At 59.2% G+C, this 13,900-nt stretch carries 13 protein-coding genes and 1 tRNA gene; 3 read left to right on the top strand and 11 right to left on the bottom strand.

Annotated elements, in window-relative coordinates; translation table 11 throughout:
* Nucleotides 1-23 precede the first annotated feature (23 nt).
* Both IGS75_RS13365 and IGS75_RS13360 read right to left on the bottom strand, forming a co-directional pair.
* A complete protein-coding gene (locus tag IGS75_RS13365) occupies nt 24-545 on the bottom strand; it encodes a DUF2497 domain-containing protein (RefSeq protein ID WP_202257151.1) in 522 nt (173 codons plus the stop codon).
* Nucleotides 546-577: 32 nt separating this feature from the next.
* Nucleotides 578-2,035, bottom strand: a complete 1,458-nt coding sequence (locus IGS75_RS13360; RefSeq protein ID WP_228123787.1) for a TolC family outer membrane protein — start codon at nt 2,033-2,035, stop codon at nt 578-580.
* Nucleotides 2,036-2,191: 156 nt separating this feature from the next.
* Here IGS75_RS13360 and IGS75_RS13355 point away from each other — a divergent pair.
* Nucleotides 2,192-2,265 (top strand) — tRNA-Cys (locus IGS75_RS13355).
* A gap of 38 nt (nt 2,266-2,303) precedes the next feature.
* On the opposite strand, the gene glk is transcribed toward IGS75_RS13355, so the two are convergent.
* Both glk and IGS75_RS13345 read right to left on the bottom strand, forming a co-directional pair.
* Nucleotides 2,304-3,272, bottom strand: coding sequence for a glucokinase (gene glk / locus IGS75_RS13350; protein ID WP_202257150.1), 969 nt, complete (start codon nt 3,270-3,272; stop codon nt 2,304-2,306).
* 112 nt (nt 3,273-3,384) lie between these two features.
* Nucleotides 3,385-4,188, bottom strand: coding sequence for an SDR family NAD(P)-dependent oxidoreductase (locus IGS75_RS13345; RefSeq protein ID WP_202258633.1), 804 nt, complete (start codon nt 4,186-4,188; stop codon nt 3,385-3,387).
* A gap of 139 nt (nt 4,189-4,327) precedes the next feature.
* Between IGS75_RS13345 and IGS75_RS13340 the strand changes: the two genes are divergently transcribed.
* Entirely contained in the window at nt 4,328-5,521 is a 1,194-nt protein-coding gene (locus IGS75_RS13340; RefSeq protein WP_202257149.1) for a hypothetical protein, read from the top strand.
* A gap of 24 nt (nt 5,522-5,545) precedes the next feature.
* Here IGS75_RS13340 and thiL read toward each other — a convergent pair whose 3' ends face one another.
* The 3 genes from thiL to nrdR are packed head-to-tail and all read right to left on the bottom strand — an operon-like array spanning nt 5,546 to nt 7,506.
* Entirely contained in the window at nt 5,546-6,523 is a 978-nt protein-coding gene (thiL, locus tag IGS75_RS13335; RefSeq protein WP_202257148.1) for a thiamine-phosphate kinase, read from the bottom strand.
* A gap of 3 nt (nt 6,524-6,526) precedes the next feature.
* Nucleotides 6,527-7,009 (bottom strand): transcription antitermination factor NusB, encoded by a 483-nt coding sequence (nusB, locus tag IGS75_RS13330; protein ID WP_202257147.1) that lies wholly within the window; start codon nt 7,007-7,009, stop codon nt 6,527-6,529.
* Nucleotides 7,006-7,506: a transcriptional regulator NrdR gene (gene nrdR, locus IGS75_RS13325; protein ID WP_141351058.1), complete on the bottom strand. Its 501-nt coding sequence runs from the start codon at nt 7,504-7,506 to the stop codon at nt 7,006-7,008. Before nrdR ends, nusB begins: the two co-directional genes overlap by 4 nt.
* 119 nt (nt 7,507-7,625) lie before the next feature.
* Here nrdR and IGS75_RS13320 point away from each other — a divergent pair, with 119 nt between their 5' ends.
* Entirely contained in the window at nt 7,626-8,117 is a 492-nt protein-coding gene (locus IGS75_RS13320; protein ID WP_228123788.1) for a copper chaperone PCu(A)C, read from the top strand.
* A gap of 6 nt (nt 8,118-8,123) precedes the next feature.
* Here IGS75_RS13320 and recQ read toward each other — a convergent pair whose 3' ends face one another.
* From recQ to cydD, 4 genes are read right to left on the bottom strand one after another with little or no spacing between them, the layout of a single operon-like run.
* Nucleotides 8,124-9,992 (bottom strand): DNA helicase RecQ, encoded by a 1,869-nt coding sequence (recQ, locus tag IGS75_RS13315; protein ID WP_202257145.1) that lies wholly within the window; start codon nt 9,990-9,992, stop codon nt 8,124-8,126.
* A gap of 13 nt (nt 9,993-10,005) precedes the next feature.
* On the bottom strand, nt 10,006-10,413 hold the full coding sequence (locus IGS75_RS13310) for an OmpA family protein (protein WP_141351052.1): 408 nt from the start codon (nt 10,411-10,413) through the stop codon (nt 10,006-10,008).
* A 54-nt stretch (nt 10,414-10,467) separates the two neighbouring features.
* Complete coding sequence (cydC, locus tag IGS75_RS13305; protein ID WP_202257144.1) at nt 10,468-12,150, bottom strand: thiol reductant ABC exporter subunit CydC; 1,683 nt, start codon at nt 12,148-12,150, stop codon at nt 10,468-10,470.
* Nucleotides 12,147-13,832 (bottom strand): thiol reductant ABC exporter subunit CydD, encoded by a 1,686-nt coding sequence (cydD, locus tag IGS75_RS13300; protein ID WP_202257143.1) that lies wholly within the window; start codon nt 13,830-13,832, stop codon nt 12,147-12,149. The genes cydC and cydD overlap by 4 nt, the downstream gene beginning before the upstream one ends.
* Between the last annotated feature and the right edge of the window lie 68 nt (nt 13,833-13,900).

Here is a 13,900-nt window from a genome sequence, read left to right as displayed (position 1 = left end):
AGAACGTGCTTCCGCCACCCTTCTTACTCTCGTGGACGCAGACGGGCAATTTCCGCACGGACAAGAATTTCAACCAGTGACGGAAGATGGGCATCCAGCCATGTACGCACCATGCTCCGGACTTCACCCCTCACCATGTCTTCGATCGTCAGGCCGCTGCTCCGGCTGATGACAGTATCTGATGCAAGCGGGGTAGCTTCGCTGAATGCGGCGTGCAGTTCATCTAGGGAACGCTCTGCTGCGGCCACTGTCTGAGCGTTCATGAGGTCATTTTTTTCTAGTTCGTTCTGGGCAGGCTGAGCTGTCGGGGGGGCTTCAGATGCGGAAGCGGCGGCGGTCTCGATCGGCCCCGCTATCACGGGTGGTGCGACCATCATAGAGTTATCGAGGGTCAGTTCTTCTTTCTGGGGCGACATGTTGGGCTTATCCTCGGTCGATTCAGGCGATTTAGGATCTTCATGAAGAGCACGCCGGATCGAACTCAGGACGTCTGTCATTGCGTCATCGGCGTGCTGATCTTGCTGGATCGATTCAGAAGAAGTCATGAATTGTTAATATTCCGTTTTATTAAAAAATTTTATCGACCGGGCTGGTTGATTGCATAGTCGCTCAGACCCCACAGCTTGTTCTTGACCGCGTTGTAATAGGCTTTTTCGTCATAAAGAGGGACGCCCAGTTTGAGATCGACGGCTGTAAGTCGTCCGATCGCGGCCGCGACGGCGTAGGAAGAGGTAACAAGGTTTGAAAGATGTTGCACCAGGGTCCTCTGGGACTGCAGCAGGGTCTGCTGCTGCTGAAGGACCGCCAGCGTCGTGCTCGTGCCAACAAGAGCCTGCCGTTCGACACCGTCCAGAGCGATCACATTCGCCGAAATTGCCATGCGGTCGCTGGAAATCGACTGCTTGAAGGAAACCATCTGCTGCCAGCTTGAAGCGGCCTTTTGAAGAGCTGTCCTGCGCTGGACATCGACTTCACGGTGTGCCGCCTGGGCGTCCTGACGGGCGCCTCGGATCGAAGCATATTCTGAGCCACCCTGATAAAGGGGAACAGTGAATTCGATCTCGCCGAACTTGTTATCCTGAAGTGAGTCGCCATAAGCCTGATTGACGGAATGCTGATAGTTCAGGCTCGCAGAAACTTTGGGCATGATCTGTGAGATCTGGACGGAAATTTTGTCCTTGCTCTGGGCTTCGGTGAACAGTGCGTTGACGACCTGAGGATTATTCTGGACAGCGATGGCCACCGCTTCCTGTTCACTGTGAACAGGAAGGTTGAGAGGTTGGGGGGGGACCAGATTGGGGGCCGCTGCGATACCGACCATTTGGAGGTAGGTCGCTTGTGCGCTCTGGAGTGTACCTTCAGCCTGCTGCCGTTCAGCGGTAGCGCTGGCAAGGGCCGCTTGCGCCTGCGCAACATCCGTTCGGGTGATTTCACCAACATGAAAACGCTCCTGGGTCGCCTCGACCTGCTGCTGCAGGACGTGTTCGTTGTTTATGGCGATTTGCAGGAGCTGCTCGTCTTCAATGATGCCTACATAGGCACTTACAACATTGGTGAAGACTTCCTGTTCCGTCTCGATCAGATGGGCGCGTTCGGCCATAATCTGGTTTGTGGCGGCATGCACGCTGGCGACCGTTTTGCCTCCCTGATAGAGCGGCTGGGTGATGGCAACGTTGCCCATATATCCGGGTGTCTGATAGCGGCGTGAGCTGCCGAGATAGCCACCTTTCGAGGCATAATTGGTACTGCCATCATAGTAAGTGAGGTTCAGTCCAGTCTGGACAGTTGGGCGCCATCCTGCAAGAGCCGTGGGAAGCTGTTCATCCGTGGCACGCAGAGTAGCACGCTCCTCGCGTAGTGTCGGATTGGTCAGGTATGCCGTCGAAAGCGCTTCCTGCAGCGTGTGCGGGATGAAATTCGGTGAACCGCTACCGTCATATTTCTGGGCAAGAGCAGTTCCGCTCAGGAGAAGCGATAGAAGACCAAGCCCGAGGGGGGCTTTCAGTTTCATCGCGCTGTTGCATCCTGAAGTCATGAGATTTCCTGCTCTTTAAGTATGCATCATATCACAGCATTATGTGAATCAGTCTTTAATAGCCTGTTGGAAGGAAGAAGAAAAATCCTTCCGTAGATCAATTATCGGTCTTGACCCTTCGGGCGCTAAGAGAGATATAGCGCCTGTCTCCGCCGAGGTCCGGTGGCAGAATGGTGATGTAGCGGACTGCAAATCCGCGTATGTGGGTTCGATTCCCGCCCGGACCTCCAGAGATTTCTCCCCAGAAATCCAGACTTGTATTTCATTTTTACGGATGAGATTCCGCGTATGAGGCCGCAGCGCCAAAGAGGCCGGGCTGTGGGTGTGTGATGATCTTGACTGGCATTTCGGTCATCATCGCCTCGAAACGGCCCTTTGCGACGAAGCGTTCGGCGAATCCGGAACGGCTCAGGCTGTCAGCGAGACGCAATCCCAGACCACCACCAATGACGACGCCACGTGCGCCATGTGCTAACGCCAGATCGCCGGAAATAGCGCCCAGGCTGAGGCAGAAACGTTCCAGGGCGGCTACGGCGACCGTGTCGGAGCCATCAAGGGCGTTTTTCCACAAGGTACGGTTATCACGCAGGGTGATGGGCCAGCCCTGCATTTCGGCAATGACTTCGTACAGATTGGTTAGGCCGGGGCCGGAGACGATCCGTTCGGCTGAGACGCGGCGGAACCGCAGGCGCAAGGCGCTAAGGATCTTGTCTTCAAGTTCGTCGAGTGGCGGATAGTCCAGATGGCCACCTTCGGTTTCCATGACAAAGTAGCGGTCACTGCGGCGAAGCAGGCAGGCTGCGCCTAGTCCTGTGCCGGGTCCTACGATCGTGATGGCGCCTTCTGTTGGCAGGTCGATGTCCGGCCCGCAGAGATGCTTCATGTGCGAGGAATCGACCTGGGCCACGGCATGAGCCACTGCTCCGAAATCATTGACGAGCACGAAATTGTCGAGATGCAGGCGTGCGCCGAGCTGGCTCGGCTGGATGATCCAAGGATTATTGGTCAGCTTGAGGATTTCGCCGCTCACTGGGCAGGCTACGGCAATGCCGGCTTCGCGTGGAAGTGTCCGGTTCAGGGAGCGGCCGAATGTTTCCCAGGCCAAGGCCAGACTGCCATATTCCGCGCATTTTAGTGTCGTGGCCTCACCCAGTGAGACGACCTTGCCATCCTCGATGGTCGCGATTGCAAACCGTGCGTGCGTTCCACCGATATCGACGGCTACGATTTCCCTCATGGCACCTCAAATCCTCTGGCGATGCTGGCCGGTGGCCTGCGCTTTTTCCAATGCGCAGCAGTTGCCTACCGGTTCCGCTGCGTCAAGTTCCGGATCGTTTTGAGAGCGTCCGTCAGTTGACTGGACGCTGCTTGACTTCGGCCGTTCTCAGCAGTCGGTGAACGATTGCGCGCGGTACGATCATTTCAAGGAAGCGGGCTATGGTGAAAGGCCAGGGAAAGAGCAGATGTGCCCGGCCCTGCCCGATTGCGCGCGTGATCATCCGCGCGGCGCGGGGTGTCGAGACGAGGAACGGTCGGGCTCCTTCGAGACGCTGGCTCATGGGGGTGTCGACATAGCCCGGAGAAATGAGTGTTACGGAGACATGATGCGGTGTCATGGCAGCATGAAGTGCCGTGCTGAAGCGAGCCAGGCCAGCTTTTGAGCCGCTATAGGCCGTGGCGATCGGAAGGTCATGAAACGCCGCTACCGAGCCTATGAGCGCAATACGACCTGCTTTGCGGGGTGCCATGCGCGAAGCCATTTCGGTTGCAAGGGTCGCGGGCGTTGTGAAATTGACGAGGGAAATATCGCGGACCTGTTCGGCTGTTTCGGTCAACGCGCCTTCCGGGCGGATATCCCCAAGTCCGGCTCCCAGGATCAGGATGTCGATCTGGCGCGCGTCATCCGACTTGCGCAGTGCCGCCAGGGCGTCATCGGTCCGGCACAGATCGAGCGACAGAATCTCGGCAGAAGCGCCTTTGCGGATGATCTGTGCGGCAATATCTTCAAGGCGTGAGGCGTTGCGTCCCCATAGTGTCAGATGCGTTCCAGGGCGCGCATACTGAAGGGCCAGCGCGGCGCCAATGCCACTTGATCCTCCGGTAATAAGGACGTGAAATGAGGCGCTGGAAGAGGAAACAGAAGTCTCTGGCATGGAAAACCGCTTTATTCGTGGTCGGATCGGGGCTGGAAGGGTATAGCCCTCCCATGCAACAAGATGCGACCCCGTGCCGTACTGGCACATCACCCCGTCGGACGGGATGTTTTTTTCGATCAGAGGTACACCTGCCATTATGACACTGCCCGACAGGACTGACATCCCTGCGCCGCATGATGATCTTGTGGTTCGGCCAGTGACGACGCGGGCTGATCTCAAACTGTTTACGACGCTTCCACGCCGTATCTATGCCGGAATGGCGGGCTTTGTCCCTGCTTTCGACATGGAACAGGATGATCTGCTGAATCCGAAAAAAGCGCCGATTTTTCGTCATGCGAGCATTCGCTACTTTCTGGCATGGCGTGGAAACACGGCTGTCGGGCGCATTGCAGCAATCGTGGACCATCGTGCCATTGAGCACTGGGGCATGAAAATCGGCTGTTTCGGTGCGCTGGATGCCGTTCCTGAAGGCAGTGTCGTCAGTGCACTGTTGGAGACGGCCCGGAACTGGCTGCGTCTGCAGGGAGTGCAGACAATGCGCGGGCCGGTGACACTGAGCGGCAATGGCGAATCAGGCCTGATGATCGAAGGGCAGGACCAACCCTTGATGGTCGCCATGCCCTGGCATCCACGACTGTTGGGCAAGCTGGTCGAAGATGCGGGTTACAAGCCTGTCGAGGATCTTCTCAGCTATAAGCTCGATCTGGACGATCAGACGGAGTCGCGTTTCAAGGTTCCGGGGGATCTAAAGATCGGTGAAGGACGTCTGGGGGCCATTGCCATCAGGCGCCTGTCGAAGAAGCAGATTGCTCAGCAGGGCGAGATCCTGCGTCAGCTTTACAATGACGCTTGGAGCGACAAGTTCAATTTCGTGCCGCTCCAGGACTACGAAATGAAGGCCATGATCAAGCAGCTTGGTCCGGTTCTTCGTCCTGAACATTATGTCCAGATCGATCAAAATGGCGAGCCTGTAGCCATGGCGCTGGTCGTGCCTAATATTTACGATATTGCTGGTGACCTTGGTGGGGCGCCATCGCCTCTGGGCTGGGCGAAGTTGGTTGCACGTCTGACGACGCATCGCTTCCATTCTGCCCGTGTCATTCTTCTGGGCGTGACGCAACGCCTACGCGGAACGGTTCTGGGGGCTCTTCTGCCTTCGCTAGCGATTGCCGAGCTGATGCGTCGACGGAAGTCCCTACCCTATTCTTGGGTAGAGCTGGGCTGGATCCAGGCATCCGATTCTAATATGCGCAATTTGGCCGAGAGCATCGTTCCCGAAGCATACAAACGGTATCGGCTTTACGAACGCCCGATCGACGATCCGGCTTGAAGCCGTAACTTCGCAGGGCATCTGTCAGAAATGCTGCCAGCCGCCCTGTTTTGGGAGGATTTCATGCCCCTCCCCATCCAGAAGCCGGACTCCCGAACCGGCGCGTACCGTTCCGATGCGATGGACCGGAATTCCGGCAGCCTGGCAGGCGGCTTGAAGCGCTTTTGAGTGTCCAGGCGTGCAGGTGAGAAGCAGTTCGTAATCATCGCCGCCGCACAGGCGTTGCATAAGCCATTCACGCCCCAGTGCAGCTGCTGCAGACGAGAGCGGTACGGCCTCTGTATCCACAACAAGCTGGACACCGGATTCCTTGGCTATATGGCCGCAGTCCTGAATCAACCCGTCTGAAATATCCATCGCAGCGCTGACGATGCCGTTCAGCTGAAGCCCTGTCCGGGGGCGCGGCAGATGATATCGTTCTACCAAAAAGGCTGACGGGTCTTGCAAGTTACCCTGCAAGACAAGCAGACCCAGTGCGGCATCGCCGATTGTGCCAGTGACCCAGATATCGTCCCCGGGTCTGGCTGTGCTGCGGCGGAGCGCCGTATTGTGTCGGAGTAGTCCGAATACGGTGGCGGAGAGGACCAGGGGGCCTGAAATGGACGTGGTATCGCCGCCGATTAGATGTACACCATAGTGTTTCTGATCCTCCGCCAGTCCGCGGGAAAATGCCGCAAACCAGTTTTCGTCGTGCCGTCCACCGCGCGGAACTGTTACGTTGAGCGTATAGGCATGGGGCCTTGCGCCCATGGCTGCCAGATCAGACAGATTGCAGCGTAGTAGCTTGCGGCCGAGGGTTTCCGGAGGGTCATCCGGAAAAAAATGAACATTTTCGACCATCGTGTCGGTCGAAATTGCAAATTCCTCGCCGTCGGGGCAGCGCATCAAAGCGCAGTCATCCCGAAGATCGAGACTTTCCGCGCCGGCGAGAGGTCGGAAGTGACGGGCGATGAAGCCGAACTCGCCTACTCCCGCTACTTCGGCCCCTGATGCGCTCGTCATGAATCAGACGTTGCCGTCGTTGGCGCGGCGGCTGAGGGTATCGAGAATTCCGTTGACCATCTTGGGTTCGTCACCCGAGAAGAAGCCGTGGGCGACATCCAGATATTCGTTGATGATGATCCGGTCGGGTGTGTCGGTGCTGATCTCGAATACGGCTGCGCGCAGCAAGGCACGCAGGACGGGATCCAGACGCGGCAGCGGCCACTGCTCTGGCAGAACATTGCTCAGCTTCGCATCGATATCGTCCTGGCGGCGCGTGACACCAAGGACGATCTCCTGAAACAGCTTCAGATCGGCGTCGGGAATGTGGCCATCGTCAAAGGACGCTGTGGAACTGATGCGGCGGTGACGAATGAACTGGCTGATGACGGTTTCCGCCGTGTCGCCAGACTGTTCGCACTGGAACAGTGCCTGAACGGCTGCAACGCGGGCAATGGTCCGGCTACGGCGCGTCGGATTTGCAGCGGGGGCGTCGGTGACGGTCATGGTGTCTCCTGGGAGTCGTCGGGGGACGGTATGTCTGTTTCCCCGGGAATGGGTTTCATGTCGGCGAGGATTTTCGAGAACGCCTCGACCTCGCGGAAGTCGCGGTAGACGCTGGTGAAGCGGACATAAGCCACACCATCCACTTCGCGCAATGCGTCCATCGCAAGCTGGCCGATGCGATGGGAAGAAATTTCTTGTTCTCCCGAGGCTTCAAGCTGCCGGACCAGCCCGTTGACCAGACGTTCCTGGCGTTCCTCAGGAACCGGGCGTTTGCGTAGGGCAACACGGATGGAACGTGCGAGCTTATCCCGGTCAAAAGGCACGCGACGCCCGTCCGCCTTGGTCACGGACAGTTCACGCAACTGGACCCGTTCGACGGTCGTGAAACGCTGCGTACAGGCCGAGCAGACGCGCCGGCGGCGGATCGCAACCCCGTCTTCCGTGGAGCGGCTGTCCTTGACCTGGGTATCGTCATGTCCGCAAAAAGGGCAACGCATTTGCCATCCTGAAGTGTTCGGGCCTTGTCGTGGCCAGGAAAATGGGAGCACTTTACCGGATGATGCGTTCCGGCCCAAACGGGCTTCATGAGTTCGCGCACAACACCGGGAGACTGTCGTTGAAAAGGGTATCTGTCCTGACCGCCCTCTTTGTCCTTTCCACTGCGCAGGCTATGGCTCAGCAGGCTCTTTCGGGGACAGTGGTGGCGCGGGATGTCGATCATGATGCGCAGCGGGTCGTGGTTATGGACGGGACATTTCGCCCGTCAGCCTATTTTCCCAACCGTGGGGCTGGTTATTTCACGATTCGCAACGATGACAGCGTTGACCATCTGCTGAAGGGGATTTCATCCCCGCTGTGTCAGAATGTCGTTGCGCATCATACGAACCAGCAGCAGACGGACGGGGCGAATGATCTGTTCACACATCTGGCGCTCCCGCACGACTCCACGATGATTTTCCCGCGTTCGGGTTACCATATGATGTGTATGGGAATTCGTCAGATGCCTGCCGCTGGTAGTAAGGTGCCGTTCACGTTCGATATCCTCAATGGCGGCAGCATTACAGTCAGTTTCACTGTCACGGCGCCTGACGAACTGACGCACGACTGATGTTCCTTACTGGGCAGAGGCGGGTTCGCGGATTTCGCGTAAGACGGTCAGAACCGCTGCACCGTAGCGGTCCAGCTTTGAGGCGCCGACGCCCTTGATACTTCCCAGTTCAGTGCGGCTGGCAGGCTGTTCGCGGGCGATGTCTCGCAATACCGAATCGTGGAAAATAACATAGGGAGGGATTTCCTGTTCCCGCGCTTCGGACAAGCGCCACTGGCGGAGGGCATCGAAATACGGTTTCTCATCTGCTGACAGACGATCATTTTCCGTATTGCCGTCCGAGCCCGCGCTGGCGGTCAGGGCTGGCCTGGCTTCCAGCCGGAGCGCTATGCGCTCCTCGCCGCGCAGGATCGGGCGCGCGATTTCGCTCTGAAGCGCGAGACTTCCATATTCGCCATGCATTCGGATGGCTCCGCGCGCGATCAATTGGCGGATGACAGCGCGCCACCACTGCTCGCTTTGTTCCTTGCCGATTCCGAAAACTGAAAGATGCTGATAGGCATTACGTTCGATGGTTTCGTTGAGCTTTCCACGTAACACATTGGAAAGCTGGACCGCTCCGAGACGTTGACCGGTGCGATAAATGGCTGAGAGGACCTTCTGGGCAGCCTGTGTGCCATCGAATGTTGAGACTGGGTTGATGCAGTTGTCGCAATGACCGCAGGGCTGCGCGAGATTTTCTCCGAAACACGCGAGCAGCGCCTGCGTGCGGCAGCCTGTGGTCTCCGTGATGGCGATCATGCTTTCCAGACGCGCCTGCATGACGCGTTTTTCGTGATCGGGGGCACTGGACTGTTCTAGCCAGTATCGTGCCCGGGCCATGTCCTCCCCGCCATAGAGCAAAAGCGTGTCGGACGGCTCGCCATCGCGCCCTGCCCGTCCGATCTGCTGGTAATACGCTTCCGGCGAGGACGGCATGTCCAGATGGACGACGCAGCGTACGTCCGGGCGGTCGATGCCCATTCCGAATGCGATCGTGGCGACGATCACCATTTCCTCGCCTGAGCGGAAGCGCATCAGTGTGGCCCGCTTCTCGACCGAGGAAAGGCCGGCATGGAATGGCAGGGCGGTCAGGCCCTTGTCCCTCAGCATGGTGGCGACGCGTTCCGTCTTGTTGCGACTGCCACAATATACGATAGAGGCGCCTTCGCGATGGTTCTGAAGTGTTTCGAGGAGCTGCCGGCTTTCGCTGGCCTTGGCGCGGGCTTCCACGATCAGGTTGGGACGATGGAAGCTTGCCATCAGGACCCGTGCATCGGGCATCCCGAGTGCGTTGAGAATATCATCACGCGTCCGAGGATCAGCCGTAGCAGTCAGGGCAATGCGCGGGACGCCCGGGAACATCTCCGGTAGGCTGGCGAGTGCCCGGTATTCAGGGCGGAATTCGTGGCCCCAGGCCGAAATGCAGTGTGCTTCGTCAATCGCGATCAGCGATATCTGGCGTTTTGACAGGAAATTCGCTGTCGCAGGCTGAAGGAGGCGCTCTGGCGAAATGTAGAGAATATCGATCCGGCCATTGCGCAGATCGCTCTGAAGTTCGTCACGTTCGTCTGGCTCAAGCCCGGAATGCAGTGCGGCCGCGCGGACGCCGAGCTGTCTCAGGCCCGCAACCTGATCGTCCATCAGGGCGATCAGGGGGGAAATGACCAAACCCATGCCTTCCCGGCAAAGTGCGGGAACCTGATAGCACAGACTCTTGCCTCCACCCGTCGGCATAAGGACGAGCACGTCCTCCCCTTGCATGACCGTTTTGACGGCGTCCTGCTGAAGGCCGCGGAAGCCGGGGAAGCCAAAAACTTCCGCCAGCACATCTTCAGGCGTCGGAGGCTGGTTTAATCCCGGGGCGACGGGAGGGCTGTTTTGAGCCTGCGTCATCCCGGGCGCCGGATCAGTGGCCCGGAACGATGGTGATGGAAACGCGACGCAGGGCGACGTGGGAATCTTCCAGCGCACTCGGGACATACGGCGTCATCTCGATCCGTGCACCATTCAGCCCGTCATTGCTGAGCTGTGTCGCTACGGTCTGGGCCCGGCTCGTCGCCAGTTCCTTCAGAACTGCGGCATCACCGTTAGTCCCTGCGGAGCCAGAAACGCGAACGACGGAAGCGTGCTCAGCGCGGGCGGCTGTGGCAGCTTTGGTCACGACAGCCTGGGCGACGGGGCTGAGCGTTACGGATTCACGGTCGAAAAAAACGACGTAGCTGTCCCGAGAAGGCTGTTCGGCGCAGCCTGCCAGCGCAGCTGACAGAACGAAAACCGGGGCCGCGATGCGGACGAAGGAGAGGAAACGTGCCATGGCGTAGCGTCCTGTCAGGATAAATAGGTGTGAAGCTGGATCGGCGCAGGCCGGTCAGCATGCACTGGAAATAACCTGTCCGTCCTCAAGGCGCCAGATGCAGTCAAGTTTTTCCACCCCGGTCAGTCGGTGGGCGATCAGAAGAACGCTGCGCCCATCGGTCGCATTGTTCAGCGTCTCAAGGAAAGCCCGCTCGGTCTCCGCGTCCAGCCCGGTTGCCGGCTCGTCGAGAACGAGGATGGGAGTATCGGACAGCAGAACCCGCGCCAGAGCGATACGGCGTCCCTGCCCGCCCGACAGTTTTGAGCCGCCTTCCCCGATCCAAGTGTCCAGCCCGTCAGGCAGCTTGTGTACGACATCTGCAATTCTGGCTTGGTCGAGCGCAGCCCATACTGCCGTATCCGGAATATCCGTCCGGCCCAGCAGCAGGTTTCCACGCACGGTATCGTCAAACAGATGGCTGGCCTGAGATAGCCAGGCGATCTGTGAGCGCAGGTCACTATCGCGCAGAGCGGCAATGTCGGTGCCACCCAGCAGGATCCGGCCCTGTTCGGGAGATGCGGCCTTGAGGATCAGGGCGGCCAGGCTGGATTTGCCAGCACCGGACGGTCCGATCAGGGCTGCGCGCTCTCCTTGACGGAGAGTCAGATTCAGGTCACGGAAAATGGGAGCCCGGTCCGATGTCCAGCGGAACGTAACGTTCTCAAGACGCAGATCGCGACTTGCCGGAAGCGGTACGTTGCCTTCGGGTGCCGGGGGAGCCCGATCGGCAATTTCAACAATCCGTTGCGCCGCGTGGCTGACCTGTCCGCTCAACAGGCCCGCACGCGCCAGACCTGTGACGCCTTCAAGCGCTGTTATGGCGACGAACAGCGCCGTAATGCCGGCGATGGCCGGAGCCTGCGGGAAGAGAAGACCTGCAACGGCACACAGGATGACGGCGATTCCAGCCTTGGCGATCAGGGCTGCAAAGCCCTGCATAAGAGTCATGCGCGTCTGCTGGCGGCGCTGGGCCTTGAAAAGGGTTTCCTGACGGTCCGTGACGGCTGCGGCAAGGACGTCTTCCGCCCCAAAGGCCCGGGCTTCGCGAAGACCGGATGTGAGATCGAGTGCCGCGATCCGCAGTTCCGATTCCGCACGCAGGATGTCCGGACCAAAGCGGCGGGACAGGCGCGCGCCCGTCAGGGGCAGAATGACCGCAAGGACGGCAAACAGGGCGCCGGTCAGCAGGCCTGCTTCCGTTCCCGCCCGCACCCAGACAAGCGTTGCGATCGGGAGCGTCAGGAGAGCGGATACTAGCGGGACAAGGATCCGCAGGTATATATTGTCTAGCGTCTGGACGTCTGAGACCAGACGCGTCAGCAGGTCTCCCGAACGCTGGAAACCCAGCCCCGCCGCAGCCCCGCCAGCGAGCTTGCGATAGAACCAGACCCGCAGCTCGGCCAGTGCGCGGAACATGGCGTCATGCGTATAAAAACGTTCTAAATAACGCAGAACGATCTGCGCCATGCCCGACAGTCGCAGAAGAAGATAGGCGGCCCCTACTCCGACAGCAGCGCCGGCAATCCGCCCACCAGCCTGCCCCATTAGAGCCAGTCCCGCACAGACAGCCAGTTCGGCGATGACCATACCAGTTATCAGGCGCGTATATTGCGGACGCCAGACCTGCAGGATGCGGGAAAGCGCGGTTTCGCTTCCCGTTTCTGCAACCGGAGTTGTAGGCAGCGGGGCTCTCATGCGGCTTCTCCCGTAAAGGCAATGGCGCGACCGGCCTCAAGCACGAGGTGCCGTCCCTGAAACTGTCGGGCTTGCGCGGAATGGCTGCATAGGATGACGGTCCGGCCTTTGGTGAGGTCTTTCAGGCTGACAAGGATTTCAGACTCGGTCTTCGGGTCGAGATGGGATGTCGGCTCATCCAGCAACAGAAGCGGCGCGTTCTTGAGATAGGCGCGGGCAATGGCGATACGCTGCGCCTGACCGCCGGAGAGGCCAAAACCGCCCTCGCCGATCCGCGTTTCCAGTCCGTCCGGGAGCGATGACAGATACTGATCGACAGCCGCTGCGGAGACGGCACGGTTCAGATCTTCAGCCGAAGCATCGGGCCGTGCGAAAAGGATATTCTCGCGAATGGTTCCGGCGAAGAGGACGGGCTTCTGTCCGATCCAGCTGATCCGCGAGGAAATCTGGTGAGGCGAAAGGCTCTGCATGTCCTGGCCGTCGAACAGGATGCGTCCCTGCGAAGGAGAAACGAATCCTAGAAGAAGTTCCAGAAGCGTAGATTTACCAGCCCCCGATGCACCTTCGAGGATCAGTGTCGAACCGGCTGGCAGAACGAAGCTCACGTCATGAATGACCGTGCCACGCTGCTCATCCCATGCAAACGAGACATATTCCGCTGTTACGGAAATGCCGCCTTTGGTCTGCACAACGTCAGAACCAGCTGCCGTCCGCTCGGTCAGCGGTGCCAGTTCATGCATGGCTTCTGCTGCAGCAGTGGCATGGGCGCGATCCTGATAGGCCGCCGACAGGGCGCGGAAGGGCGCAAATGCCTCGGGCACAAGCAGGACTGCATAAAGTGCGCGTGTCAGGACGGCATCGGAGGGATGGCCCATCAGAGTGTGGGTCTGTGTCACGACGATCAGCACAAGGGCTGCGACCATGGCGACATCCGTGGTCGCTGAGGCCAGAAAAGCGATCCGCAGGACCTTCATGGTACGCTGGCGCAGGTCATCGGCGCTCTTTGCCAGAGCCTGCGTTTCGCGATCGGTTCCACCGGACAGGACGATGGTCGCAATGCCCTTCACGCGGTCCAGAAAGCGCGTCTGAAGACGGTTCATGGCCAGAAACTGTTTGCGGGATGCGACGGCCGTAGCAATGCCGAAGACAGCCTGAAAAATAGGAAGCATGGCACAGCAGGCCGCAAGGATCAGAGCCGCCTGATGGTTCTCGACATACAGTGCGATCACTACCAGCCACTGTGATACCAGCCAGAGTGATGCTGCGGGCAGCCAGCGCGAGAAGTAACCGTCCAGCGCTTCGATCCGATCAACCAGTGTGGCTGCAATAGCTGCGCTGTGATGGCGGCGCAGGAGCGCTGGTCCCTCGCCGATGATCCGGTCCAGCACTTCGCGGCGCAGGCGGCGTCGGGCGTGGATCCCGGCTGAAGCGGCGGTCATGTCCTGTATGGTGGACAGGAGCACCCTGAGGACGCAGGCCAGAAGAAAGACGCCGATGGCTGGTCCGGTGCTGTCCGTGTCGTGCGTCAGGACGGAGGCGAGCGTTCGAGCCAGCGCCCAGGCCTGCAGGATTCCCAGTAGGGTCGAGAGTAACCCCAAAACTACTACGACAGAGGTCCGGGAGCGGCTGGCGCGTCCCTGTGCCTTTACCCACGCTTTTGCGATTGTCTTGTCGGCCTTCATGACCCCTGCATATAGGTCGCAAAAGCCCGACAAGACAGTGCTCCAAGCAATTCTTGCTGCTTATTTAG

This window comes from Gluconobacter sphaericus (genome assembly GCF_016757795.1).
GTDB classification, from domain to species: Bacteria; Pseudomonadota; Alphaproteobacteria; order Acetobacterales; family Acetobacteraceae; genus Gluconobacter; species Gluconobacter sphaericus.
This window is presented reverse-complemented; position numbering and strand designations above follow the sequence as displayed.

What these genes read in the sequence shown, in the direction of transcription:
- IGS75_RS13365 (WP_202257151.1), bottom strand. Translation starts at nt 545, where the DNA reads ATGACTTCTTCTGAATCGATCCAGCAAGATCAGCACGCCGATGACGCA.
- IGS75_RS13360 (WP_228123787.1), bottom strand. Translation starts at nt 2,035, where the DNA reads ATGACTTCAGGATGCAACAGCGCGATGAAACTGAAAGCCCCCCTCGGG.
- glk (WP_202257150.1), bottom strand. Translation starts at nt 3,272, where the DNA reads ATGAGGGAAATCGTAGCCGTCGATATCGGTGGAACGCACGCACGGTTT.
- IGS75_RS13345 (WP_202258633.1), bottom strand. Translation starts at nt 4,188, where the DNA reads ATGCCAGAGACTTCTGTTTCCTCTTCCAGCGCCTCATTTCACGTCCTT.
- IGS75_RS13340 (WP_202257149.1), top strand. Translation starts at nt 4,328, where the DNA reads ATGACACTGCCCGACAGGACTGACATCCCTGCGCCGCATGATGATCTT.
- thiL (WP_202257148.1), bottom strand. Translation starts at nt 6,523, where the DNA reads ATGACGAGCGCATCAGGGGCCGAAGTAGCGGGAGTAGGCGAGTTCGGC.
- nusB (WP_202257147.1), bottom strand. Translation starts at nt 7,009, where the DNA reads ATGACCGTCACCGACGCCCCCGCTGCAAATCCGACGCGCCGTAGCCGG.
- nrdR (WP_141351058.1), bottom strand. Translation starts at nt 7,506, where the DNA reads ATGCGTTGCCCTTTTTGCGGACATGACGATACCCAGGTCAAGGACAGC.
- recQ (WP_202257145.1), bottom strand. Translation starts at nt 9,992, where the DNA reads ATGACGCAGGCTCAAAACAGCCCTCCCGTCGCCCCGGGATTAAACCAG.
- IGS75_RS13310 (WP_141351052.1), bottom strand. Translation starts at nt 10,413, where the DNA reads ATGGCACGTTTCCTCTCCTTCGTCCGCATCGCGGCCCCGGTTTTCGTT.
- cydC (WP_202257144.1), bottom strand. Translation starts at nt 12,150, where the DNA reads ATGAGAGCCCCGCTGCCTACAACTCCGGTTGCAGAAACGGGAAGCGAA.
- cydD (WP_202257143.1), bottom strand. Translation starts at nt 13,832, where the DNA reads ATGAAGGCCGACAAGACAATCGCAAAAGCGTGGGTAAAGGCACAGGGA.